The organism is Marinobacter sp. UBA2688, assembly GCF_002352785.1.
Taxonomy (GTDB): domain Bacteria; phylum Pseudomonadota; class Gammaproteobacteria; order Pseudomonadales; family Oleiphilaceae; genus Marinobacter; species Marinobacter salarius.
In genome coordinates this window covers 4320-29643 of record NZ_DELU01000020.1, presented here as the reverse complement: position 1 = coordinate 29643, position 25324 = coordinate 4320, and the positions used below count along the sequence as shown (strand labels likewise).

The 25324-nt window shown below is 58.9% G+C and carries 19 protein-coding genes; 9 read left to right on the top strand and 10 right to left on the bottom strand.

Translation table 11 applies throughout. The annotated features are described in order from the left end of the window. Positions 1 to 157: 157 nt before the first annotated feature. Complete coding sequence (locus B3M52_RS09135) at positions 158 to 1117, top strand: AraC family transcriptional regulator (RefSeq protein ID WP_036211352.1); 960 nt, start codon at positions 158 to 160, stop codon at positions 1115 to 1117. A 10-nt stretch (positions 1118 to 1127) separates the two neighbouring features. On the opposite strand, the gene B3M52_RS09130 is transcribed toward B3M52_RS09135, so the two are convergent. After that, positions 1128 to 3188, bottom strand: a complete 2061-nt coding sequence (locus B3M52_RS09130; RefSeq protein ID WP_075194703.1) for a TRAP transporter large permease subunit — start codon at positions 3186 to 3188, stop codon at positions 1128 to 1130. 25 nt (positions 3189 to 3213) lie between these two features. After that, the gene (locus B3M52_RS09125; RefSeq protein WP_075194702.1) at positions 3214 to 4278 is read right to left on the bottom strand and encodes a hypothetical protein; all 1065 of its coding nucleotides are present in this window, start codon (positions 4276 to 4278) and stop codon (positions 3214 to 3216) included. Between the two features lie 290 nt (positions 4279 to 4568). Between B3M52_RS09125 and B3M52_RS09120 the strand changes: the two genes are divergently transcribed. Beyond that, a complete protein-coding gene (locus tag B3M52_RS09120) occupies positions 4569 to 4841 on the top strand; it encodes an HU family DNA-binding protein (protein WP_036211361.1) in 273 nt (90 codons plus the stop codon). A gap of 41 nt (positions 4842 to 4882) precedes the next feature. Here B3M52_RS09120 and B3M52_RS09115 read toward each other — a convergent pair whose 3' ends face one another. The 8 genes from B3M52_RS09115 to gshB form a co-directional block, all read right to left on the bottom strand. Next, the gene (locus B3M52_RS09115; RefSeq protein ID WP_226910031.1) at positions 4883 to 5806 is read right to left on the bottom strand and encodes a putative solute-binding protein; all 924 of its coding nucleotides are present in this window, start codon (positions 5804 to 5806) and stop codon (positions 4883 to 4885) included. Positions 5807 to 6127: 321 nt separating this feature from the next. Then, positions 6128 to 7399 (bottom strand): dihydroorotase, encoded by a 1272-nt coding sequence (locus B3M52_RS09110; RefSeq protein ID WP_075194701.1) that lies wholly within the window; start codon positions 7397 to 7399, stop codon positions 6128 to 6130. Beyond that, positions 7396 to 8409, bottom strand: a complete 1014-nt coding sequence (locus B3M52_RS09105) for an aspartate carbamoyltransferase catalytic subunit (RefSeq protein WP_075194700.1) — start codon at positions 8407 to 8409, stop codon at positions 7396 to 7398. The genes B3M52_RS09110 and B3M52_RS09105 overlap by 4 nt, the downstream gene beginning before the upstream one ends. Positions 8410 to 8440: 31 nt before the next feature. Then, positions 8441 to 8950 (bottom strand): bifunctional pyr operon transcriptional regulator/uracil phosphoribosyltransferase PyrR, encoded by a 510-nt coding sequence (pyrR, locus tag B3M52_RS09100; RefSeq protein ID WP_036211374.1) that lies wholly within the window; start codon positions 8948 to 8950, stop codon positions 8441 to 8443. Between the two features lie 32 nt (positions 8951 to 8982). Continuing rightward, on the bottom strand, positions 8983 to 9423 hold the full coding sequence (gene ruvX / locus B3M52_RS09095; protein WP_041333003.1) for a Holliday junction resolvase RuvX: 441 nt from the start codon (positions 9421 to 9423) through the stop codon (positions 8983 to 8985). Continuing rightward, positions 9416 to 9982 carry a YqgE/AlgH family protein gene (locus tag B3M52_RS09090; protein WP_036211379.1) on the bottom strand — a complete coding sequence of 189 codons (567 nt, stop codon included), beginning with the start codon at positions 9980 to 9982 and terminating at the stop codon, positions 9416 to 9418. The genes ruvX and B3M52_RS09090 overlap by 8 nt, the downstream gene beginning before the upstream one ends. Further along, on the bottom strand, positions 9979 to 10845 hold the full coding sequence (locus B3M52_RS09085) for an energy transducer TonB (protein ID WP_075194699.1): 867 nt from the start codon (positions 10843 to 10845) through the stop codon (positions 9979 to 9981). Before B3M52_RS09085 ends, B3M52_RS09090 begins: the two co-directional genes overlap by 4 nt. Before the next feature lie 39 nt (positions 10846 to 10884). Further along, entirely contained in the window at positions 10885 to 11832 is a 948-nt protein-coding gene (gene gshB, locus B3M52_RS09080) for a glutathione synthase (RefSeq protein ID WP_075194698.1), read from the bottom strand. A gap of 295 nt (positions 11833 to 12127) precedes the next feature. Here gshB and pilG point away from each other — a divergent pair, with 295 nt between their 5' ends. The 7 genes from pilG (at position 12128) to B3M52_RS09045 (ending at position 25153) form a co-directional block, all read left to right on the top strand. Next, a complete protein-coding gene (gene pilG, locus B3M52_RS09075) occupies positions 12128 to 12520 on the top strand; it encodes a twitching motility response regulator PilG (RefSeq protein WP_007154228.1) in 393 nt (130 codons plus the stop codon). Positions 12521 to 12552: 32 nt separating this feature from the next. Then, a complete protein-coding gene (pilH, locus tag B3M52_RS09070) occupies positions 12553 to 12915 on the top strand; it encodes a twitching motility response regulator PilH (RefSeq protein WP_007154227.1) in 363 nt (120 codons plus the stop codon). Between the two features lie 20 nt (positions 12916 to 12935). Continuing rightward, positions 12936 to 13481, top strand: coding sequence for a chemotaxis protein CheW (locus B3M52_RS09065; RefSeq protein ID WP_007154226.1), 546 nt, complete (start codon positions 12936 to 12938; stop codon positions 13479 to 13481). Between the two features lie 91 nt (positions 13482 to 13572). After that, the gene (locus B3M52_RS09060; protein ID WP_036211383.1) at positions 13573 to 15648 is read left to right on the top strand and encodes a methyl-accepting chemotaxis protein; all 2076 of its coding nucleotides are present in this window, start codon (positions 13573 to 13575) and stop codon (positions 15646 to 15648) included. A gap of 27 nt (positions 15649 to 15675) precedes the next feature. After that, positions 15676 to 16575: a CheR family methyltransferase gene (locus B3M52_RS09055; protein ID WP_036211386.1), complete on the top strand. Its 900-nt coding sequence runs from the start codon at positions 15676 to 15678 to the stop codon at positions 16573 to 16575. 11 nt (positions 16576 to 16586) lie between these two features. Beyond that, a complete protein-coding gene (locus B3M52_RS09050) occupies positions 16587 to 24101 on the top strand; it encodes an Hpt domain-containing protein (protein WP_075194697.1) in 7515 nt (2504 codons plus the stop codon). After that, positions 24101 to 25153: a chemotaxis protein CheB gene (locus B3M52_RS09045; protein ID WP_036211392.1), complete on the top strand. Its 1053-nt coding sequence runs from the start codon at positions 24101 to 24103 to the stop codon at positions 25151 to 25153. Before B3M52_RS09050 ends, B3M52_RS09045 begins: the two co-directional genes overlap by 1 nt. Positions 25154 to 25324 lie beyond the last annotated feature (171 nt).

The following is a 25324-nucleotide window of genomic DNA, read 5'->3' as shown; positions in this document are numbered from 1 at the left end:
TGCGGGAAGCTTGCCCGATTCTGCCGGCATGGTTTATGCCGGAGAGGCCGGGTTGCCAATTTCTGCGTGGTCATTGCCTGATCCTGCAGAAAATGCCTGAGAACCCGTACAGTTCAGGTTATGAAGGATTATACTGCCGCCAAAGGGAGACCCACCGATGACTGCCAACGTTCCTGAGATTTCCGGAAATCTCACGCTCAATCTGCAGCAACAGCTCGCCCGTGTCGCCAGTCAATGGACGACACACCAGGGCATTCAGGGTTCAGCCATTGATGGCTTGGAATTGATACGCTGCAACGAACCGTCCAGCTGCGGTTCCAGTGTCTATGAACCTTCATTGTGTTTCGTGATTCAGGGCACCAAGACCATCCAATTGGGTGACCGCGAGATCACCTACCAGCCCCTGTCCTATCTGGCCAGTTCAGTCCACCTGCCTGTACTGGGGCGAATTGTTGATGCCTCGGAGGAACACCCCTATCTGGCGGTAAAGCTCAAGGTAGACCCTCAGGAAGTGGCGGAGCTGGTGCTCGAACTGGGTGACAAGGCACCCCCGCTGCACCCGACCGAATCCTGCCCGGAGGTGCAATGCGGCCTGTGTATGTCGTCGATGGATGAACGGATGCAGAGCGCGCTCTACCGGCTGCTCAGCCTGCTGGATTCGCCCGGTGATATTCCTATTCTGGCACCCCTGGCTCGGCGGGAAATCATTTATCGCGCTCTGATTGGCGAGATGGGGTCACGGATGCGTAAGTTTGCGGCCGCTGATTCCCAGGCACACCGCATTTCCACGGTTATCTCGACGTTGAAGGATCATTACGCCGAACCGCTACGAATCAGTGAACTGGCGGAAGCGGCCAATATGAGCGAATCCACCCTGTACCATAGTTTCAAGCAGGTGACCCGGATGTCGCCACTGCAGTTCCAGAAGAAGCTGCGTCTGCATGAGGCCCGGCGCCTGATGCTGACCGAGGGGCTTGAGGCTGCCACCGCCAGCTATCGGGTGGGTTACGAAAGCCCTTCGCATTTCAGCCGCGAGTACAGCCGCCTGTTCGGTGCACCGCCCAGGGCCGACGTTACGCTTCTGCGTGGCGAACACCGGACCGCAGAGCCAGTTTGACCCCTCACACTCAGGCGTAGAACAGCAGTGGCACAAACGCTACCAGTACCAGTGAAATGCCCATGGCAATCAGTGGCATGATGATACGCTCGTGGCGCTGGTAGAAGGTGCCCTCTTCCTGCTGTGCTGCCAGCACTTCCGCTTCCCCGACAACCTGCCTCGTCAACAGGTGGTTTAGCGCCACCGGCGGGCTCAGGTAACCCAGCTCGAAGGCGACCAGGGTCACCATCCAGAAGTGAATCGGGTGTATGCCACTGCTGTAGGCGATGGTGGCCACGGTGGCGGTCACCAGGATAACGGCGCCGAAGGCGTCCATGATCATGCCCAACACCACCAGGATCAGCACCATCAGCAGCATGGCAGACCAGGCACTGTCGAATGCCTGGGGGAAGGTTCCCATAATATGGGAGCGTTCGATCACCCCGCCGATACTGACCGACAAACCCAGCAGCAGCAACAGCGCGCCGATTTCCGCCGTGGTGTCGTTGGTGGCCGAGCGCAAGCTGCGTTCCAGGCCCTGGTGATTGATCTCGCCACTGGCCCGGCCTTTGCGGTTTTTCAGGCTGACATGTTCGTACAGCAGGATGGCCAGCATGATCACCGGTAACAGCCGAGGGGCAGAGAATTCATCCATCTGCACATCCAGTGCAAAACGGTACAGCAGTACCACCGCAGCGATGACCAGCGCATAAGGGATCAGATGCTTCAACGCTGACATCATGGGTGGAAAGGCCGTGGAGGCCGGAGCCAGATTGAACTTGCTCTGACGGTTCACCGTGAGGGCCACCACCGTGAACATGGTCGCGGTGAGCACGAACACCCATATACCCCAACCAAACAACTCGTCGGTGGTGACTTCCCGGTTCAGGTAGGCAATGACCACCACCAGCAGGCAGGGCCTCAGGACCACACCCATGGACCCGGACATGGCGGTTGCCGCCAGGGCCAGATGACGGCGGGCGCCGGCAGCGCGTAGTTCGCTGTAAATAACCGCGCCGGCCGCAATGACAAAGATCCCCGACGCGCCAGTGTAGGCAGTGGGCACCGCAGCCACCAACACCGCTACAACAGCAAGCATTTCAGGTGGCATGCGCCAGGGCCGGAAGACATTGAACACCAGGGTGGCCAGGCGCGTCTGCTTCAGCATCATGCCTACCCACACGTAAAGCCCGACGTTCAGGAACATGTCGGAGAGCTCCATCATTTTGCCCAGATAGATACCGATACCGGAGGCGTGACCAATCAGCGCAAAGTAAGTCCCCGAGATAAGGCACATGACGGTATAGAGAGGCACCGCCAGGAAGGCCTTGTTCAGATCGCCGCCTTCCCTCAGGTCATCCGGCACCCTGACGAGCCGATACAGGCTGGTGAGCGTCAATGCGGCAAAACCGGTAATCCACAGGTTATGGAGCAACAGCTCATCGGACGACATGGTGGTGTCGGCGCCAAAACTAGACTGGCGGAAGATCACGCTGGACCCCAGGAGCATGGCATTGGCGACGGTCTGCAGCGTGTGGGAAACCATGTAGTCCAGGCGGGTTTCCATGGCCCGCATGGCAATGTGGTGGCGAGTCAGGGTGGCGGTCACCGCGCACAGCATTACCAGGATCACCAGTATGTAGCGCTGGGACTCCAGGCCGAAGGCAATCAGGTCGGCCACAAACAGCTCCACTGCCCGGTAGGCTTTTACGCCGGGAGTAAGCTTGTCTTTGAGGTTCTCGTAACTCTGGTAGCTCTGGCGGCAATCCGCCACCGAACGTTCAATGGCCAGGCGAACTTCATCCGGGTCCTTTTCCGACTCTCCCAGCAGGGCCGCCATGGGATTGTCGGAGCCCTCTTTCGCCAACTCTTCCTGAACGGCGGCGTCGATGTCCACGTTCGGGTCACAGGTGGGTTGTACCGGGTCGACTCTCAGCTTGTAGTAGCCGCTCCACAATTGCTCGCCGCCACGCAGCATCTGATTGTGGATGTCGCTACTGGTGGAGAACAGCACCACCGACAGCAAAAGCAGACAGGCCGGCAGAGAGGACAACCACTCCAACCCATTACGTCGAAAACCACCCTGGGACATAACAGCTCACTCTGGGAACATTGATTTACAGCAGATCGTCCAGATCCATGGTTTCGACCGCTTCCTTCTCGTCGTCCCAGAAGGTACCCAGTTGCCCCATGGGCGTCCGGTGCCCGGTATTTTCCATCCACAGCCGATCGGAGATCGCCACAATCATGTCCGTGGCCATCGCATCGACAAAGACCCACTCCTCGTTCGCTGGTGTTTCCTCGATGGCCTGAGCGTGGCTACGGATCACATCGCGAAGGCGTTCTTCGTCACCTTTGTTCTGGGCCGCGATGGCGTGGAACACGTGGCTGATCCTGACACCGGCTTCCTCGCCCTGCGCGTCGGCAATTTCCAGCCGCTCAAAAGGATCCTCGCCCTCTGGCAGTGCTCCAGGAATCATTGCCCAGACCGTCGCACGCAGTGCCATGGGAGCCCCCCACCATTTGTCGTTTTCCAGACAACGGGTCGCGCGAGAAACCGTGGAGCCGATGTTCTTGGGGACGCCAATGGACGAGGTGGACTGAATTTCAGCGTTCAGGGCCTGCAAGCCCGACAACAAGCCCGCCATGTAGATGAACTCGCCCAGGTCGTCATCGAAATCAGGGCACTCACCTGCATCGGGTTTGCCATAGAAGGCGTTATGGTGCTTCCAGCCCCGGTGATAGCGTTTGGCGGCCAGGGAAAGCGCGCGCTTCTGGCGAATCATGGCGTCTTCCGCTTCTTCCGCGTCCATCGCACGCAGGGCGGCCAGACCATCCAGTTCGTGTTCCCGTGCCTGCTCCTCTGCACACCCGCCAGCCGAGAGGTACAGCATCACCGCCAGTTGGTCAGGTTCACTGGTAACCCGGCCAAAAGACATCAGCAGGGGCGCGGTGGCCTCACTCATGGCGCACCCCATGGCGAGGTCGTCACTTTCCAGTAGATAGGGCACGGTGTGATTGCGGGAAAAGCCCTGCATCACGTCGCCGGTGGTTTTATAGATCATGTTGTTGACGACACCACAACCACTCAAAACCACACTGGCAAGCACAGCGGCCATTGCACTACGGAAACGTGTATTGCCCCGATGAGCCTGACTGACAGGTTTCTGAATACTCGTCATAACGTTGTACCTTCTACTCTTCTGCGTTTTTGTTGTTCGGAGCGTTGGTTCAGAACCGGAGTGTCACCAGGCCAGGGCCGCACTCACAATCTGTTACGGTTTGTAACCGAATCGGCATTATCGCCGACAACTCCCTGTTTTTATGAGACACATCCCGCAAATGGAAACGGCGCTTCAAATGCATTTCAATTGCCGGTTTGCACATTGGCCCGCAAACCGCTATAGCTTTGATCAGCCGACGGCGTCGCATCCGTCGGCCAGTGACCAAAAACGACAAAAAGGAGTACCTGATGCGCAAACCTGAACTTGCCGCCGCCGTTGCGGATAAAACCGGACTGTCCCGGGACAAAGCCAGCGAAGTCATTACCGCTGTTACTGACCAGATTTCCGCCGCCGCGGCCCGTGGCGAAGACACCACTCTGATTGGCTTCGGCACCTTCAACATCCGCAGCCGTGAGGCTCGGGATGGCCGTAACCCTCAAACGGGTGCAACCATCAAGATACCCGCCAGCAAAACTGTCGGCTTCAAGGCAGGTAAGGCACTGAAAGACTCCATCCGTTAAAGCGATAACCGGGGCCCGCCCGGGCCCCTTTCATTGTCGGCTCAGGAGGCGCACTCGGAACGGGCACCGTCCACCCGGCAGCGAATCGCCTTCATCAGACTGATCGCACGCTCGTCGTAGACACCATCTTCCAGCAACGACAACCGCACCTTGCGCAGCATCTTGTCGTATTCGGCAACGTCTTCCTGTGGCGGATGCATCCAGATGTCGTCGGGGATACCGGCTTCGGCTTCGGCAATGATTTCATAGGCCTCGTCAATACGCTTGATGGCCTGGTCACGCACCATCTGGCCGGCGTCGTCCGGGAAGCGGTCTCGGTGGATGATCACCTGGAAGTTCATATAGGCCAGGGCGTACTTGAATACGCCACCGTTCGGGTTCACGCCCTTGTAGAGTTCCAGGGGCGAATAAGCAACCGCCGGAGCGTAGGCCAGGTCAACACTGCCGTTGTTGAATTTGCCAGCAAAGTTGGCGGAGTTGGAGCCCACTACAGATGCCCCTACGTGGCGCACCATGCGCACGGACGCGGTATCGAAATCCAGCGTGGCAATGCGCTTGCCCTGAAGTTTTTCCACTGAATCAATGGCCCGATCCCGGGTGTGGAGATACACCGCGCCACCGGGGAATACGCCAGCCACTTCGTAGTCACCGTCAATCAGGAACGGGCGTGCCTTTTCCTGGCTGAGGGTGTTGTACAGCAGCCGCATTTCCTCTTCACCGGGCACAGCGCCCATGGCTTCCAGGGTACCGGTAAACTTGTTGAATTCGCGGGCACGGGTACCGGTGAGCAAAACCGCATCGCACTGCCCGGCCTTGAAGTCCTCGGCCGCGACTTTCTCGTCGGTATAAGCACGCAGGTCCAGCTTGATACCTTCCTTAAGGGCTACCGGCTGGAAGGTTTTGGTAATGGCAAACAGGGGACCGTTGGCACCGACCGGATCAAACACACAGAAGCTTCGCTCCATGATGTCTGATTCCGCCTGGACGAACGGCGACAACGCAAGAGTGGCACACAGGGCTGCCACCGCAGTGGCCTTTCGCGGGAGGTTGACTGATTTCACGGGGATGACTCCTGAATTATTATTGTTGGGCGACGGCACATCCACATGTGCACAGGTCACCGCATTCCTTCGCCGAGACTATGCCGGCGATGGTAAGAATACGTTGGCACAGGTGCCTGTCTTCAAGGGCTCTGGGGCAAAAAGGTAAGGAACTGTGACGGGCTCGACAGAGGTTACGCAACCTCTGCCACACTTTGCCAATATGAAGCGATATGAAGGCGGGAGCTACAGGTCAGATTGAGGCCACGCCTGCCGCCCATCGCACAGAGTCAGGCGAACAACGCCCGGGAGGGCCTTTCCTGGCAGCGGCACATGACGCCCAACAGAGCTGAGGCTGCTGTCGTTGGGAACCCAGGTGGCATCGGGGTCAAACACACACAGGTCTGCAACCGCACCCTGCCGGAGCTCGGCAGAACGGCCAATCACTTCAGCCGGGCCACCAGTCAGCGAGCGGATCAGGCTAGCCATGTCCAGCTCGCCACGTTCGACCAGCAACAACCCCATAGACAGCGTGCTTTCGATGGTGGACAGGCCCGGTTCCGTCGCCGCCAAAGGCGCCTGTTTGGCAGCGGAATCGTGGGGCTGGTGCTGGCTGGTGATGGCGTCGATCACGCCATCCCGCACACCGCCGAGCAACGCCTGGCGGTCTTTTTCAGAGCGCAGTGGCGGTCGCACGTGATAGCGGCTGTCGAATCCTGACAGGGCGTCCTCGGTGAACATCAACTGGTGCATGGCCACATCGGCGGTCACTGCAATGCCACGTTTGCGGGCATCGGCCAGCATTTCCACGCTGCGGGCACAGGAAAGCTGGCCAAGGTGCAGTCGAACCCCGGTTTCCTCCGCCAACAACAGCATTTCCATGATCGCGGCGGTTTCCGCCACCTCCGGGATACCCAGCAGGCCCAACCGCGAAGCCACCAGGCCGTCGTGGGCGTAGCCGTCCGCTGCCAGCGCCTGGTTCTCGGGGCTGAACATCACCGTCAGGCCAAATGTCCGGGCATAGGCCATACAACGGCGCAACACTCTGGCATTTTTCACCGGGCGGGCTCCATTGCCCAGTGCGATACAGCCAGCACCGGCCAGGCCGGCCATGTCACTGAGCAGTTCGCCTTCCAGGCCACGGGTTATTGCGCCAACCGGCAATACCCGCACCGAAGAGCGCTTCGCGGCCACGTCCAGGATCAGGTTGGTCACCGCGCCGGAGTCATTGACCGGCGAGGTGTCCGGTGAGGCACACAGGGTTGTGAAGCCGCCATGAGCGGCGGCGAGGCTTTCCGAGGCAATATTGCCTTTCTGGCCGTTGCCCGGCTCACGCAGGTTGCAGCACAGATCCACAAATCCGGGTGTCAGGAGGCAGCCTGTGGCGTCGAAATCGTGGTCGGCGGGTTCCTTTTCGGCCGCTTCACCCAGGGCGGCGATTCGCCCGTCACGGACCAGAACGGTGGTTTCAGCGTTGGTGTCGGCTAGGCGGCCACCGATAATCTTAAGGCTGCTCATCCCCGGGCCCTCCCCGCCAGTTTGCGACTGCGCTCGGCCATCTGACCTCCCATGGCCATGGACATCACCGCCATACGAATGGCGATACCGTTAGTGACCTGATTGAGGATCACGGATTGTGGCCCGTCGGCGACTGCGGACTCGATTTCCACACCCCGGTTGATCGGCCCCGGGTGCATGACGATGCATTCAGGATGGGCCAGCGCCAACTTCTCCTGATTCAGGCCGTAGAGCCGGTAAAACTCGCGTTCGCTGGGCAGCAGTGCACCCTCCATGCGCTCTTTCTGAAGGCGCAGCATGATCACCACGTCCAGATCCTTCATACCCCGGGTCATGTCATATTCCACAGTGCACCCCAGGCTCTCAACGTCCCTTGGTAGCAGGGTGGCGGGCGCAATAACGCGCACTTCAGCAGCGCCCAGTTCATTCAGGGCACGAATCTGGGAACGGGCCACCCTCGAGTGCAGCACATCACCGACAATCGCCACTTTCAGGCCTTCAAATCCGCCCTTGTGCTGGCGAATGGTGAGCATGTCCAGCATGGCCTGGGTTGGGTGGGCGTGGCGGCCGTCGCCGGCATTAATAATGGCAACTCCAGGGGTAACGCTCTCGGCGATAAAATGGGGGGCACCACTCTGGGAATGGCGCACCACGAACATATCGCTGGCCATGGCTTCCAGGTTCAGCAGTGTGTCCGACAAGGATTCGCCCTTGGACGTTGCGGACGTGTTGATGTCCAGATTGAGCACGTCGGCTGACAGCCGTTTGGCAGCCAGTTCGAAGGTGCTGCGGGTGCGGGTACTGGATTCGAAGAACAGGTTGACCACGGTGCGACCCCGCAGCAGTGGCACCTTCTTGATGCTGCGCTCCCCCACTTCGATAAACGAATCCGCGGTATCCAGGATTTCCGTCAGCAGCGCGCGGTTCAGACCGTCGAGGGTCAGGAAATGGCGTAACTGGCCGTCCGCGGTCAGCTGCAGGGAGGTTTGTGAGGGATCGGTTGCCGTCATGGGTCGCCTGTTGATGTTATGCGTTCGCTGATTAGTGGCCTGTTTCCTGGAGTTCTATGTGCAGTGGGTCCGGCCCGCGCAGTTTGACACGCTGATGCGACTGCAGGGCAAGCACCCGTCCGGTTACATCTGGCTGAACGGGCAGCTCCCGAGCGCCCAGATCCACCAACGTGGCGAGGATGATACTCGCCGGCCGGCCATAATCGAAGATTTCATTCATGGCCGCGCGAATGGTACGGCCGCTCATGATCACGTCATCGATCAGGATAATGTCTCGGTCTTCGGTGCTGAACGGCAGGCTGGAGGGCTTCACTTTCGGGTTCAGCCCTATGCGGCTGAAGTCGTCACGGTAGAAGGAAATATCCAGTTCCCCCCAGGGTTCCTGGAGACCCAGGCGTTTACTCATGACATCCGCCAGCCAGACACCACCGGTACGAATGCCAATGAGCGCCGGGGAGGTTACGCCCCGCTCTTCCAGTTTCTTGCGCAGGCCAGCTTCCAGGTCATCCAGCAGCCGGTCGATTTCAAGCAATGCAGTCATTTAAATCCCCATAGTCAGCAGCCCGGGCCCGGTCAGGACGAACGAGACTCCTGCTGGTGAAACCAGGTTTCCAGAATCAGAACGGCGGCGCGGTCATCGACGCCATCGCGACCGAAATCACGGCTGCCACCGGACGCCATTACATCGCCCTTGGCCTCAAAACTGGTGAGACGTTCGTCCACCATCTCAACCTCGACGTGAAAGCGACCATGCAGGCGTTTGCCAAATTTCCGCGCCCGTGCACACATGTCATTTTCAGTGTCATCCATGTTCAGGGGCAGGCCGACCAGCACCCGGTCCGGCTGCCATTCTTTCAACAGCCGACCAATCTGTTCCCAGTCGGGAACCCCATCACGGGCCGGCAGCATGGTCAGAGGCTTGCCAGTCCCCAGAATTTCCTGACCACTGGCCACACCGATCCGGCGGGTACCAAAATCAAACGCCATTACACGCCGGTTGCCAGCCTCAGGCATGGCCCACAAACTCACTGAGCTGGTTGAGATCAATGCCAATAAGCTTGAGCACGGCCTGATACCGGTCTTCCCAGGGTGTCCTGAACAGGATATCGGCGGTGGCGGGGCAGGTCAGCCAGGCGTTGCTGGAGAGCTCTTCTTCCAGCTGTCCCTCACTCCAGCCGGCATAGCCCAGGCACACGAGGTAATTCTTCGGCCCCCTGCCTGCACCAATGTCAGACAGCACGTCACGGGAGGTGGTCAGCAAGACGTCGTCAGCCACCTGCGCAGTGTTCTGCCAGCCTGCGTCCGGGGAATGCAGCACAAACCCGCGCTCGGGCTGAACCGGGCCGCCTCCGTATACTGGCACGTCGAGCTCGCCACCCTCCATGTCCAGCTGCTCCAGAATTTCCCCCAGGTGGATGTCCAGAGGGTGGTTCACCGTCAGCCCCAGGGCGCCTTCATCCGAATGCTCGCACAGATAGATCACTGCACCGTGGAAACGTGGATCCTGCAAATAAGGAGACGCCACCAGAAACTGGTGCCGCAGACTGTGTGGAGAGTGTTTTGATGCTGTCATCCCGATGTCAGCCCCCGCCGTTCGAATACCCAGGTGCGGATAATTTCCAGTTCATCGACATTCTCTCGCATCTCATCCGGGAAAGGCGCGAAAGGTGCTGCCATTCTCACGATGCGTATTGCCGCATCATCAAGCACACTACTGCCAGATGATTCGAGTATAGCCAGTTCCTTTATTGTGCCATCCTCCCTCATGGAAACCAGCATCCGCAGAGTGCCATAGATTCCGGCTCGCCTGGCCTCGGTAGGATAGTTGATATTGCCGACACGGGTTACCTTGCTGACCCAGTTCTGAACGTACCAGGCGTTGGTCGATTTCAACGTCGAGGCCGCGGTTACCCGCATGACCCGGGGTTTCTTGGCGTAGGCCCTGCGCTGCTGATCAAACCGCGCCTCCAGACTGGCAATTTCCAGGCTGCGCTCCATCAGGCTTTTCTTTTCCTTCACTGGTAGCGGCTCTTCCGATGTTGGTTCCGCTGCCGAGGGCTCTGATACCTGGCGTTCATTCTGAGCCTGTGTCTGCACCACCGGCTGTTCCTGTTCTTGCCTGGGCTCAACACGAGACGGAGGTTCCGGCTGAACCTCAGCGAACTCCGGCTGGCTGACGTCGGAAGGCTGCGGCGTGGTCATTTCCACCGGCTCATCCTCGGTACCACTGCCTTTCTGGCTGGTCTGGGCCAGGAAATCAGCCTCCTCCGGATCGGTTTCGTCGTCAAACTGGGAAAGTGTGATTTCCATGGTCTGAGCCGAGGAGCGCGGAGACTCGGGCGCAAAGGTAATACCCAGCACCACGATGGCGTGGAGCGCCAGCGCCATGAAGAGCGTGAACGAAAACCGATCAAAATCGCTGACCTGTACTGCCATTCCTGCTATTTACCCTCGGTTAGACCTGGCTGGAGGTCATTATTTCAGACGGCGCTCGATGGCATCCAGCAACTGGCTGGAAATATCGATGTCGTAGGCGGCATCCAGTTCCCGAATACAGGTGGGACTGGTGACATTGATTTCAGTGAGGTAGTCACCGATGACGTCGATGCCGACAAAAATGAGCCCTTTTTCCTTGAGCACTGGCGCCACGCGGTCACAGATCTCCCGATCGCGTACCGTGAGTTCACGACCCTCTCCTCGCCCGCCAGCGGCCAGGTTTCCACGATTTTCACCCTGCGAGGGGATACGCGCAAGCGCGTAGGGAATCGGCTCGCCGTCGATCAGCAGGATGCGTTTATCGCCCTGCTTGATCTCGGGTATGTATTTCTGCGCCATGGCCTGGTGGGCGCCATAGTTGGTCAGGGTTTCAATAATCACCCCAAGGTTGTCATCGTTTTCCTTGACCCGGAAGATGGAGCGCCCGCCCATACCGTCCACCGGTTTCATGATGACATCACCATGCTCGGCGTAGAATTCCTTGAGTCGCTCAGCCGAGCGGGTAACGATCAACGGCGGCGTGCAGTCCTCAAACTGGGCGGCGAACAGCTTTTCGTTACAATCCCGCAGCGTGGAAGCCGGATTGACCACCAGGGCGCCCTGCTGCTCGGCAATTTCCAGAATGAACGTGGCCATCAGGAACTCCCGGTCCACCGGTGGGTCCTGACGCATCAGGATGACGTCAAGATCACCAAGCGCCCGGTCCTGGGCGCCACCGAAACCGAACCAGTCTTGTGGGTCCAGGTGTACGGTCAGGTCACGGGTTCGCGCCCTCGCCTGTCCGCCCTTGAGGTACAGGTCCGGTAGCTCCATGTACTCGATTTCCCAGCCCCGCTTCTGCGCCGCCAGCAACATGGCCAGAGAGCTGTCTTTCTTGAAATGGATCTTTTCGATGGGGTCCATCACGATGCCGAGTCGGACTGTCATATTGCCTCGCCAGGTAAAAGGTTGAAAACACGAACCGGTCTGCAGAGCGATCCTGGGAATAAGTGCTATGCTGTGGACACAGATGGTATTGTACCCGAGCCGCGAATGCATCCGGAGAAATCCCGTATCAATTACGTGACTTTCCGGGCAGAAGTACATTTGGTCACAAAGTTATACTTTTTATCCGGCCGCCAATACTCTATAAATGAGCGGGATTTATAGAACATCGTTAATGTTTGTGTTAAAAACCCCGGTTGAAAATAACGACAGTCGCTGAGCGCAAGGCAGTTGGACAATGGATGACAACTTCGAGAATCTGAAGATTATGGTGATCGACGACAGCAAGACCATTCGTCGCACCGCCGAAACCCTTCTTAAGAAAGTCGGTTGCGAAGTCATTACCGCAACGGATGGCTTTGACGCTCTGGCGAAAATCGCCGATTCCCAACCCAATATCATTTTCGTCGATATCATGATGCCCCGGTTGGACGGCTACCAGACCTGCGCACTGATCAAGAACAACTCCTCTTTCAAAAAGACGCCGGTCATCATGCTCTCCAGTAAAGACGGACTGTTCGACAAGGCCAAAGGCCGGATTGTCGGTTCAGACCAGTATCTGACCAAACCGTTCAGCAAGGACGAGCTTCTAAACACGATTCGCCAGTATGTTCCCCAGGCGGAACAATAAAACTGCTGCAGCAAAGAACTATTGAGGACACCATGGCCCGCATTCTGATTGTTGATGATTCCCCGACCGAGGTTAAGAAAATCTCGACCATTCTGGAAAAGCACAAGCACGAAGTGCTGACCGCTGACAACGGCGCCGACGGCGTTGCCAAGGCACGCGCTGAAACACCAGATCTGGTCCTGATGGACGTCGTCATGCCCGGCCTGAACGGCTTCCAGGCAACTCGTCAATTGACCCGCGCCCCGGAAACCGCTTCCATTCCGGTGGTGATTGTCACCACCAAGGATCAGGAAACAGACCGCGTATGGGGAACACGCCAGGGTGCAAAGGGTTACCTCGTCAAACCTGTCGTTGAAGACGACCTGATCAAAACAATCAATAGCCTGATTGCCTGATCCCCAACCGTGGAGTAAGCATGTCCGCCCAGGCCGCCCCTTTTGCCGTTCTGACGGATATCGCCCGACGCAGCCGTGCCATGGCTGCCGGTCTGCCGGAACAACAGGAAGCCGTTGAACTCTGGAACGGAATCGGATTTGTTCTGGCGGGTGAGCGTTACGTAGCGCCCATGGGTGAAGTCACTGAAATTCTCCATGTCCCCCGCTATACCCACATACCGGGGGTTCATCCGTTTATGATGGGCGCTGCCAACGTGCGTGGCCGCCTCCTGCCACTGGTCGACCTTGCCGGCTTTTTTGAAGTTCCCCGTTCTTCTCGCAGCACCCGCGAACGCAGGGTGCTGGTTGTCGAACAGGGGGACGTATTCAGTGGCCTGGTGGTCGACAGCGTCTCAGGCATGCAGTATTTCGCAGTGGACAGCTTCGTGGCATCGCCACAGGATGTGCCTGCAAGCGTTCAGCCGTTTGTGAATGGCGGCTACGAGCGTAACGAGGAAGTCTGGAAAGTGTTTTCCGCCGCCGAGCTTCTCGGTGACGAACGCTTCCTGGATGTAGCGCAATGGTAAGGGTGGTGACATTGGCAGGAACATCTTCCCGCCTGCCCAACGCCCGCAGAAACAAACTTGCCACTATTACGAAGAGGCCGGGAGCCAGAAAATGAAAAATAGAGCCGGAAGACTCAGTATGGGACAGGGAGGCAACAAACTGGTTGCCGGCCTGATTGCCGCGCTGATCGCATTGACCGTCCTGCTCGTTGCGGTGCTGTTCATTATCAATCGGGACAGCCAGAACGATCAGGAATACATCGCTCACTCAGCCGAACTGAGGGTGCTGTCTCAGGAAATCGCGAAAAACGCGACGGAAGCCGCCGGTGGTACCGCGTCAGCTTTCGACGCACTGCGACGTTCCCGTGACGAGTTCGAACGGTTGTGGGGCTATGTAGTTGACGGTAATCCGGAAACCGGCCTGCCCCCAAGCGAGGTTGCACAGGACAGCAACGTGCAGGCGACCTGGGAATCGGTTCGTGACAACGCCGACAGCATCCTGTCCACCCAGGACGCGGTACTCGGCCTCCACGAAGTGGCACGGACCCTGAACGAAACCATTCCGCAGTTGCAGGTGGAATACGACGACATCGTTCAGATCCTGCTGGATAACAACGCACCCGCTGAACAGATCGCACTGGCACAGCGCCAGTCCCTGCTGGCGGAACGGATTGTGCGCTCGGTTAACAACGTACTTTCCGGTGACGAAGACGCGGTTATCGCCGCTGACCGGTTTGGCCGCGACGCCAGCCTGTTTGGCCGGGTTCTAGACGGCCAGGTCAATGGCAACCCGGCCATGGGCATCTCCCAGGTAAACGATGAAGATGCCATCTACGGCCTGGAAGCCGTTGGCGAACTGTTTGAATTCGTTTCCCAGAACGTAGACGCCATCCTTGAAGCCTCTCCCGACCTCTTCAAGGTGCGTACTGCGGCCAGCGACATCTTCCAGAACTCACAGGTTCTGCTGGACGAACTGTCGGTTCTGTCCGAGAAATTCACCGGCCAGGCCGGATCCCGTTTCGTCAGCCCCACGCTAGCATTCATCATCCTGGCCGCGATGGTCGGTATCGTTGTGATGATCGGTGTGGTGCTCTACCGCGAAGCCCAGGAGCGTCTGGCAACGACCCAGGAACAGAACGAGCAGAACCAGAACGCGATCCTGCGACTGCTGGACGAACTGGCTGACCTGGCGGACGGTGACTTGACCACGGAGGCCACGGTTACCGAGGACTTTACCGGCGCCATCGCCGACTCCATCAACTACGCGATCGACCAGATGCGTGGACTGGTACAGGCGATCCGTGGTACTGCGGTACGGGTAGCGTCAGCCGCCCAGGAAACCCAGGCCACAGCAATGCACCTGGCGGATGCTTCCGAGCACCAGGCCCAGGAAATTGCCGGCGCCTCTGCCGCTGTGAACGAGATGGCCGTGTCCATCGACCAGGTATCTTCCAACGCGGCTGAATCCTCCGCGGTTGCGGAACGGTCGGTTGCGATCGCGAAGAAAGGCGCGGAAGTGGTACAGAACACCATCCGCGGCATGGACAACATCCGTGAGCAGATCCAGGAAACCTCCAAACGGATCAAGCGTCTGGGTGAATCTTCCCAAGAAATCGGTGACATCGTATCCCTGATCAACGACATCGCCGACCAAACCAACATCCTGTCCCTGAACGCCGCGATCCAGGCCTCCATGGCCGGTGACGCAGGCCGAGGCTTCGCGGTGGTTGCGGACGAAGTTCAGCGACTGGCGGAACGTTCCTCTGCAGCAACCAAGCAGATTGAGGCACTGGTTAAGACGATCCAGTCAGACACCAACGAAGCCGTTATCTCCATGGAACACACCACCGCCGAGGTGGTCCGTGGTGCACGTCTGGCACAGGACGCGGGTATTGCGCTCGAGGAAATCGAGAACGTATCCATGTCCCTGGCGGAATTGATCCAGAACATTTCCAACGCCGCCCGTCAGCAGTCGTCCTCTGCGGCGCACATTTCCAACACCATGAACGTCATCCAGGAAATCACCTCGCAGACGTCCTCCGGTACCAACGCGACCGCGAAGTCTATCGGTAACCTGGCAGAAATGGCGTCTGAACTGCGGTCCTCTGTTGCGGGCTTCACACTGCCCGAAGAAGAGTCGGCCGATCAGGAAGAAGAGGAAGACAGCGACGTACCGGTGGTGAGCTGACAACCGCTCCGAGGCTGCTGACAGTTTATGGCTGAAACACGCAACCATCTGTCACCTGCCGAAGGCATCTGGTCACTGCGCCGACTTCCCGATATGGACGAGGCGCAGTTCAACCAGTGGCAGACGCTGCTTGAACATCGTACCGGCATTACCCTGTCTTCCGGGCGCAAATCGTTTCTCGAGACCAACCTCGGGATTCGCATGCGGGAGATTGGTTGCAGTAGTTATCAGGCCTATTACGAGAAGATCGTATCCGGCCCGGACGCTGTCGTTGAATGGTCCACCCTGGTGGATCGTCTGACGGTTCAGGAAACCCGGTTCTTCCGGGATCCGGATGCCTTCCGGCTGGTGTCTGACTATGTGCTTACCCGGCCCCGGGAGACGCTGAAACGGCGCCCTCTGGAGGCCTGGAGTGTGGGATGTTCCACCGGCGAGGAACCCTACACGCTGGCCATGCTGCTGAATGAGAGTATGGAGGGGTTGTCGCTACAACCATTGTTTGGCGTTACCGGCTCCGATATCAGTAAACCGGCCATCGACAAGGCCCAGTCCGGCCTGTTCAGTGCCCGCAAGCTGATGGGAATGGATGACGCCATGAAAGCCCGGTATTTCCGGCCGGCGGAACGGAACAACGTCGAGATTATAGAAAGCATCCGGGAGCGGGTGTGTTTCACCAGACTGAATGTGCTGGATCTGAAACACGCTCCGATGCATGGAATGAATATTATCTTCTGCCAGAACCTGCTGATTTATTTCCGGCGCTGGCGCCGGCGGGAAATCGTGAAAAGGCTTGCAGAGCGGCTGGCGCCCGGGGGGTTGCTGGTCCTGGGCCAGGGAGAGTTGACCGACTGGCAGCCCCCTGGCTTACAGAGGGTACCCTCGGAACATGTGCTGGCGTGGATCAAACGCCAGACTGACGAAGAATAACCGGAGTGGTTATGGGCAATCACCATGACAGCATCGCCCTGGACTGGGTTCGGGGCGAAATACAGGACACGTTGACCCAGGGTCAGCACGCACTGGAAGCGTATGTCGAGAATCGTGACGACACCGCGCGCCTGCGCTTCTGCCTGAACTATCTCCACCAGGTTCACGGTACCCTGCAGATGGTCGAGCTTTACGGCGCGGCCCTGCTGACCGAGGAAATGGAGAAACTGACCCAGGCGGTCCTGAACGAAACCGTCGCCAGTGTGGACGATGCCGTCGATGTGCTGATGCAGGCCATCCTGCAACTGCCCCAGTATCTGGAGCACCTGGCCAGTAGCAAAGACGATTTCCCGATGGTGCTACTACCATTGCTGAACGATCTCCGTGCTGCACGGGGTGAGTCCCTGCTGTCCGATACATCGCTGTTCAAGCCAGACCTGTCGCCCTCAAGGGCAACGGCTGCCGCCAATGTGTCCCAGCGCCTTCAGGATCCGAAGGTACTTGGACATATCCGCAAATTGCGCCAGATGTATCAGTTCGCCCTCGCTGGCGTGATTCGCGAGGCCGACCTGGACGCCCATTTCGATTACATGCAGAAGGTGATCCAGCGGCTGATCCGCCTGTGCCAGAAAACGCCTCGGGGCGAACTCTGGAAAGCAGCCGGAGCATTCGTGGAAACGCTCCAGCAGCATGCGAACCCGGTCAATACAGCCGTGAAGTCCCTGTTGCGCGAGCTGGACGCCGAAATTCGCCGTCTTACAGACGAGCACATTGATATCCTGCAGCAGGCGGTTCCAGAAGCTCTCCTGAAACATCTGCTCTACTACGTTGCTCGTGCTCGCGATCTCGATACACCACTCGTGAGGGAACTGCGCGACAGCTACCGGCTCGATCACGCACTGCCTTCCGACGATGATGTGGACGCCGCCAAGAACCGGGTTTCGGGCCCAGGGCGTGACGCCATCCACTCGGTGGTCAGCGCCCTCAACGAAGAATTGGCCAAACTCAAAGACCAGCTCGATCTGTTTGTGCGCTCCGAGCTACGCCAGAACGATGAACTGGAAGAACTGCTTCCGGGCCTGCGCCAGGTCGCCAATACCCTGGCGGTGCTGGGCCTGGGCATACCCCGCAAGGTCATTACCGAACAGATCGAACTGGTGGAGAAGCTGGCCAACCAGTCTGACTCGGTGGATGACGGCACCCTGATGGATATTGCCGGCGCTCTGCTCTACGTCGAAGCCAGTCTGGCTGGCCTGGACAGTGACCGACAGTCGGAATCGGATGCCATCGGCGACGACACCCAAACCATCAACCTTGGCTCCCGCGAACTGGGTGAAGCCAGCAGCGCTTTGCTGCGGGAGTCCCGCAATACGCTGGAGCAGGTAAAAACGGCCATCGTCAATTTCATCGCTTCCCAATGGGAAACCGGTGAAATCGAACACGTCCCCGGCCTCCTGCACAGCATCCGTGGTGGCCTGAGCCTGATTCCCCTTGACCGCGTGGCCGACATGCTCGCCTCCGCCGAACGTTACATCACCGACGTACTGCTGGGGGGCAAGCAGGTTCCCGACTGGAAACAGCTCGACACGCTGGCCGACGCTATTACCAGTATTGAGTACTATCTGGAGCGGCTCGCCGAGGGCATCAGCGACAATGAGAGCGTACTCGGGGTTGCCGAGGCCAGCCTGAACTCCCTGGGCTTCCCGGTTGGCGAGGAGCCTACCTGGCAGCATCCAACAGCTGACGACGTGCCGGTTATTGATTCGGAAGTACCCGTCGAATCGGTAGAAGCCGAATCCAAGAGCTCCGATAAAGAACTGCTGGATGATGAGATCCTCGGCATTTTCATTGAGGAAGCCGAAGAAGTCCTGGAAACCATCAATGAATTCTATCCTCGCCTGCGCCAAAACCACGACGATCGCGACGCACTGACTGAAGTCCGCCGCGCGTTCCACACCCTCAAGGGCAGTGGCCGGCTCGTGGGCGCAACCAGCATCGGTGAACTGGCATGGTCCGTGGAAAACCTGCTCAACCGGGTGATCGACCAGACGCTACGACCCACCGATGACATGTTCAGCCTGATTGATGACGTCAACAGTCGAATTCCTGCGCTGATCAACGACTTCCGTGACGGACAGGCCGATGGCGAGGTTGGAGAGCTGATTGAACGCGCTGAAGCTCTGTCTACCACGCGAAAAACTGACATCGACACCGCATCGGAAGACGGCAGTTCAGCGGATGATGAGCTACCCACAATCGACAGTGGCAACGATGGCGAAGCTGTCAGTACCGGGCAACCGTCCGCAGCTGAAGTTGAGTTTGACGATGACCTTATCGACGATGAAATTCTCGAGATCTTTATCGAGGAAGCCGGTGAGGTACTGGATACCGTTCGCGAATACCTGCCCATGTTGCTACGTCAGCACGACGACCGCACGGCGCTCTCGGAAGTCCGGCGCGCTTTCCATACCCTGAAGGGAAGTGGTCGGATGGTGGGTGCGCTGGTTGTCGGCGAACTGGCCTGGTCTGTTGAGAACATGCTGAACCGCGTGATTGACGGCAGCATTTTCATGAACGACGACATTGCGGCGCTGCTGGAAGACGTTACCGCGGCCCTGCCGGAATTGGTTGACGATTTCGAGAAACGCCAGCCCCCTTCCCGCGACACATCGAGCATGGAAGCACGCGCCAACGCCCTGGCAAACGGCGAAATTCCCGATGCCAGCACCATGCCTCCGTCTGAGCCACAGTCAGGAGCGACGAACGGAGAAGCCGAGCCAGATTTGACAGCAGCGGAAGAGGAAGACGACACCGTCGTCGACCCAGTGCTGCTGGACATTTTCGAAAGTGAAACCGAAACCCACTTGCAAACCCTGCGGGATTTCCTCGATGCCGCAGGCGACAAAGCGAGCGTTGCTTATACCGATGACCTGTCTCGCGCGCTTCATACCCTCAAAGGCAGCGCACACACCGCCGGTATCGCACCTATTGCCGCGGTGATCACGCCCCTGGAACGCTTCGTCAAGGAAGCCCGGGCACAAAACAAACGGGCCGATCGCGACGTTATAAGCCTGATTGGCGATACCTGTCATTTCCTGACCCAGGGCCTTGGCCAAATTCGGGAGAATCCCCAGGCGGACCTGCCGGGCACCGAAACCTTCCTGGCAAAACTGGAGCAGGTCAGCAATGCCACCCTGCGTGGCGATGGTTCCCGAACCGATGAACCGCAAGAAAGCGCACGACCGCAACTGGTTCAGCTGTTCCTGAACGAAGGTCTGGATATCCTGCTGGATGCCGACCGGATTCTTGATGAGTGGTCGGAAAATCCCGAAGCAACCTCCGCCCTGGACACCCTGCGCAAGGAGCTGCACCTGCTCACTGAGGGCGCACAGGACGCCGGATTGGCCGATGTTGCTGAGCTGTCAGGTGCTCTGAGACAGGTTTACGAGCGTGCCTCAAACCCCGATTTTGTTCCCGATTCGCCTTTCTACGACAGTGTGCGTGCAGGCCATGAACACCTGATCAACATGATGGATCAGGTCGCGGCCGGACTGGCCACCGAGGCCAATGCCGATCTGATTGCCGAGCTGGACACCCTCGCTCCCGCGACGCCCGCAGACAATGAGCCGGATGCGTTTGAGCAGGAGTTCACCGGGGATCTGGAAGAGATCGATCGCAGCCTGGAAGCCGAGGCGGAAGATGCCCCGGAACCCGATGGCGAGCAGCCACCGTTGGCGGACACCGATGAAGACATGGACCAGGAACTGGCGGAGATCTTCCTTGAGGAAGCCCGGGACCTGATCGACAGTACCGCCGATGCCTTGCAGAGCTGGAGCGACAACACCGAAAACCTGGATCTTTTACGCCTTCTACAACGGGACCTGCATACCCTCAAGGGCGGCGCTCGCCTGGCGGATATCCAACCGGTGGGCGATCTTTCCCATGAGCTGGAGAACCTGTTTGAAGGACTGACCGAGCAACGGCTTGCCGTTACCGGTGAGCTTTCCGACCTGCTGTTCCGCAGCCATGATCGACTGGCAGGTATGGTCGATGCCCTTGAGCAACAGGAGCCACCGCGCCCGGCGCCGGACCTGATCAGTGAAATCCACGCCTACATGGACAGCGCCACGGGCTCCAGGCCAGTGACCGATGTCACAAAGCAGGACGCTGAATCGGAAGATGATGACGAGATTCCGCTGGCCGAATTGGAAGAGGATGATACCGAAGAGCCAGAAACCACGGTGGAGGAACCTGAAGAGGAACACGCCACCGATCTGTCTCACCTGGATCCGGAACTGATCGGCATCTTCCTGGAAGAAGCCTACGACCTGATCAACTCCACAGGCAGCGCGTTACATACCTGGAGTGAAGACCCCAACAATCGCGATGTGGCGGCAGAGCTGCAACGCGATGTGCACACGCTCAAAGGCGGTGCCCGGATGGCGGGCGTCGATGCCATTGGCGACCTGACCCACGTACTTGAAGATTTGTTCGAGAAAGTCGCCGAAGGCCAACTGAACGCCAGCAGCGACATGAACGATCTGTTGTTTGCCTGCCACGACCGATTGGCGCAAATGGTTGAACAGGTTGCCACCCAGAAACCCTGCCCGCCGGCAACAGAACTGGTGGCCAAGGTTGAAGCCATCCTCTCTGGCAAGCCAATACCATCCGCGGAACCTGAAGACCCAGCGGAAGAACCGGAACCCGTCGACGAGGCACCCACAGCCGACGAACAACCGGCATCCGTCACAGAGGCTATTGCAAAGGCCTCCGACGATGACCTGGTTGGCATCTTCCTCGACGAAGGCCTGGAGATTCACGAAGCCATTGGCGAATGCCTGGCCCAGTGGCGCGACGAGCCTGAAGAACTGGCTGGCGTTACCCAGTTGCAGCAGGAGCTGCATACCCTCAAGGGTGGCGCTCGTCTGTCCGATGTCGACCCGATTGCCGATCTGGCCGAGGCCTGGTCTGATGCCCTGGACCCTCTGATCGCCGGTTCCAGCAATCAGTCAATCCTGTTGGAACTCAGTGAAAAAGCGCATGGCACACTGAAAACCATGCTCACCAGCCTGGAAGAGGGCAACAAGCCCACTGCGGACATGGTGTTGGTTGAAGCACTGAACGACGCCCACAAAGTCTCCGGTGACGAGCTGTCCGAGCCCGCCACTCAGGCTGAACCCTCTGCAGACGGTGAAACCGTCGATGCCGAAGTCCTGGAGATTTTCCTGGAAGAGGCCGGCGAGATCCTCGACCAGTTGGAGCAGTTACTGGATGACTGGCGTAAGGACCCGGCTAACCACCACTTTAACCAGGAAGCCCAGCGCGCCCTCCATACCCTTAAAGGTGGTGCGCGGCTGTCGCAGCTTGTCGAGCTTGGCGACCAGGCCCACGCGTTGGAAACGCGGCTGATCGACCTGGGCGGTAATACCCCGGGCGACGAGGCCTGGCAGGCCATCACCAATGACCACGACGCAATTGTGGCGCTGGTGGGAGATATCCGTAAGCGGTTTGAAGACACAGGCGCTGTTCCAGAACCCGCCAAACCGGACGCAAAAACAGAGAAATTGCCGAAGACCCAGGAGCCGGCGGCGGAAGCGCCTGCCAAACCGGAAAAACCGGTCGTACCCGCGCCCAAACCCAACAAGGTTCCGTCCAAGACGCCCGCGAAAGCGGCTGCCGCCCAGCGTGCGCCCCAGGAAACCATCCGGGTCTCCGCGCCGCTGCTGGACGAATTGGTTAACCTGGCCGGTGAAACCAGTATTACCCGTGGTCGACTGGAACAGCAAACCAGCGATTTCAGCCACAACCTGGACGAAATGGCCGCCACCATCGAGCGTCTGCGCGAGCAGCTGCGCCGGATGGAAATCGAAACCGAGACCCAGATCCTGTTCCGCGCAGAGAAAGAGCACGGCCCGGATTACGGCGACGACTTCGACCCGCTTGAGATGGACCGCTATTCCGCCATCCAGCAGCTGTCACGGGCCCTGACGGAGTCATCGTCGGACCTTGCGGATCTGAGGGAAACCCTGTCCGACCGGGTTAGGGACACCGAGACCCTGCTGGTACAACAATCGCGGATCAACACGGAACTCCAGGAAGGTCTGATGAAGACCCGGATGATTCCGTTTGCCTCCATGGTGCCCAGGCTGCGCCGGATTGTCCGTCAGATCAGCGGCGAGCTCAGCAAGAAAGTCGAGTTCGATGTCCGCAACCCGGAAGGGGAAATGGACCGCAACATCCTCGAGCGCATGATCGCGCCGCTGGAGCACATGCTGCGTAACGCACTGGACCACGGCATCGAAAAGCCGGCCGACCGCAAGAAGAACGGCAAGCCGGAGACCGGCGAAGTGACGCTGTCGCTGACCCGCGAAGGTGGTGACGTGGTGTTGCGGATGATCGACGATGGCGCGGGTATTCCCGCCCAGGTCATTCGCGACAAGGCCATTCGCCAGGGCATGATGGCCAAGGACGAGGACCTGAGCGAACGGGAAATCCTGCAGTTCATCCTGCAACCCGGTTTCTCCACCGCCCAGGCCGTTACCCAGATTTCCGGCCGCGGCGTGGGCATGGATGTGGTTGCCAGTGAGATCAAACAGCTAGGTGGCAGCCTGGACATCGACTCCACCGTTGGCAAGGGCACCGTCTTTACCGTTCGATTGCCCTTCACCGTATCGGTCAACCGGGCATTGATGGTGTCTACCGGCGAGGACTTCTACGCCATTCCGTTGAACACCATTGAGGGCATCGTTCGGGTCAGTACCTACGAGCTTGAGGAATACTACAAGCCTGACGCACCGATGTACGAATACGCAGGACAACAGTACCGCCTGCAGTATCTCGGCAGCCTGCTGAACAGTGATCACCATCCCAAGCTGCAGGGTCAGGCCCTGCCGTTACCGGTTATCCTGGTGCGGGGTGCCGAACAGCCCATGGCCCTGCAGGTGGACAGCCTGATGGGTAGCCGCGAAATCGTGGTTAAATCGCTCGGACCGCAGTTCAGTACGGTCAGGGGTGTGTCCGGTGCCACCATTCTGGGTGATGGTAACGTGGTGGTGATCCTCGATCTGCCGGCCATGATCCGTTCCGATATTCTCTCCGAGCGCCAGCGCCTGGCGAACCTTGAGAATGCAAAGGAAGCCTCCCGCCGTGAGGAGCAGTCCACCGTGGTGATGGTGGTGGATGACTCGGTAACAGTGCGCAAGGTAACGTCCCGCCTGCTGGAGCGTAATGGCATGGAAGTGATCACGGCCAAAGACGGCCTGGATGCGGTCGCACAGCTGCAGGATCACAAGCCGGATATTATCCTGCTGGATATCGAGATGCCCCGAATGGACGGCTTCGAGGTTGCGAGCTTTGTGCGCCACGATGACAACCTGCGGGACACGCCGATCTGCATGATTACCTCCCGTACCGGTGAGAAACACCGCGAGCGAGCGCTGGCCATTGGCGTCAATGAATACCTCGGCAAGCCTTTCCAGGAAACCGAGCTGCTTGACACCATCACGCGGCTGACCAGGAATCAGTGATGACCGGCCAGCCAGGACGGCCAGCGGTCGGTATCGTCTCGGATATCGTCCTGCAGCGTCATCGCCTGCAGGAAGCCTCGTCCAGGTTCGGCCTGGACGTTTGCTTTTCCGGAGACCCGGATCGCCTGCAGGGCTACCCTGAATTCCCGGAAGCCAGCCTGTGGTTGATTACCCTGGAAGACGAAGCCGATCACCCAGTGCTGTTTGACCACCTGTTGGAGAACACCGAAGCCCCCGTACTGTTTGGTCTCGACCCGGCCCCAAAACCGGGCACCACGGAGTACTTCCGCTGGGAACGCCGGTTGCTGGACAAGCTGGAGCAGTCCCTCGGGCACCTGGAAAAGCTGGATTCCGCGGCCGCTATTGAAGAGCTGGCCACCGAACAACCGCAATCGGAAACCTCTCCCAAACTGCCTCACTGGATCCAGCCGGCCTCAGCGGACCTGCCGGCGGAAGAGGTCTGGATTCTGGGGGCGTCACTGGGCGGCCCGGCCGCGGTGAAAACCTTTCTGGACAGCCTGCCGCCCGGATTACCAGTGGGTTTTATCTATGCCCAACACATCGACAACAATTTCACCGACGTGCTGACTCGCGTGCTGGGCCGTCACGCCCACTACCAGCTCAAACGGGCTGAAACCGGGTATCGTGTTCACAATGGCGATGTTGTGCTGATGCCGGTGGAGCGAGAGTGGACTCTGGACGACAGCGGTGCACTCAGGGAAAGGGAAACACCCTGGCCCGGCCCCTATGGCCCCTCCATTGACCAGGTACTGCTGAACATCGGCGACCATTACGGTGCCCGATGCCATGCCATCATCTTTTCCGGTATGGGCAACGATGGTGCCATTGCCGCGCCATTGCTGAAAGCCTATGGTAGCCGCATATGGGTCCAGGAGAGCGGCAGCTGCGGTAACAGTTCCATGCCGGATTCCGTGGCAGCAACCGGGTGTTCCGTATACTGTGGTACACCGGAACAGCTCGCCCGCGAACTCGTCAAAACGATTGAAGAATCCTGCCTGCTCAAGGGCCGGCAAAAACGGGATTCCGCCTGAGGAAATGAGTGATGAACGATAACAGCCAAACCCTGCCCTGCGTCATGATACCGATGAGCGAGAAGCAATTGCTGCTGCCTAACGTGTCGATTGCGGAAGTGGTGGACTTCGCCAGCTCCGACCCCGCTGCGCATTCACCGGAGTGGCTGGTGGGCGAGCTTGATTGGCGGA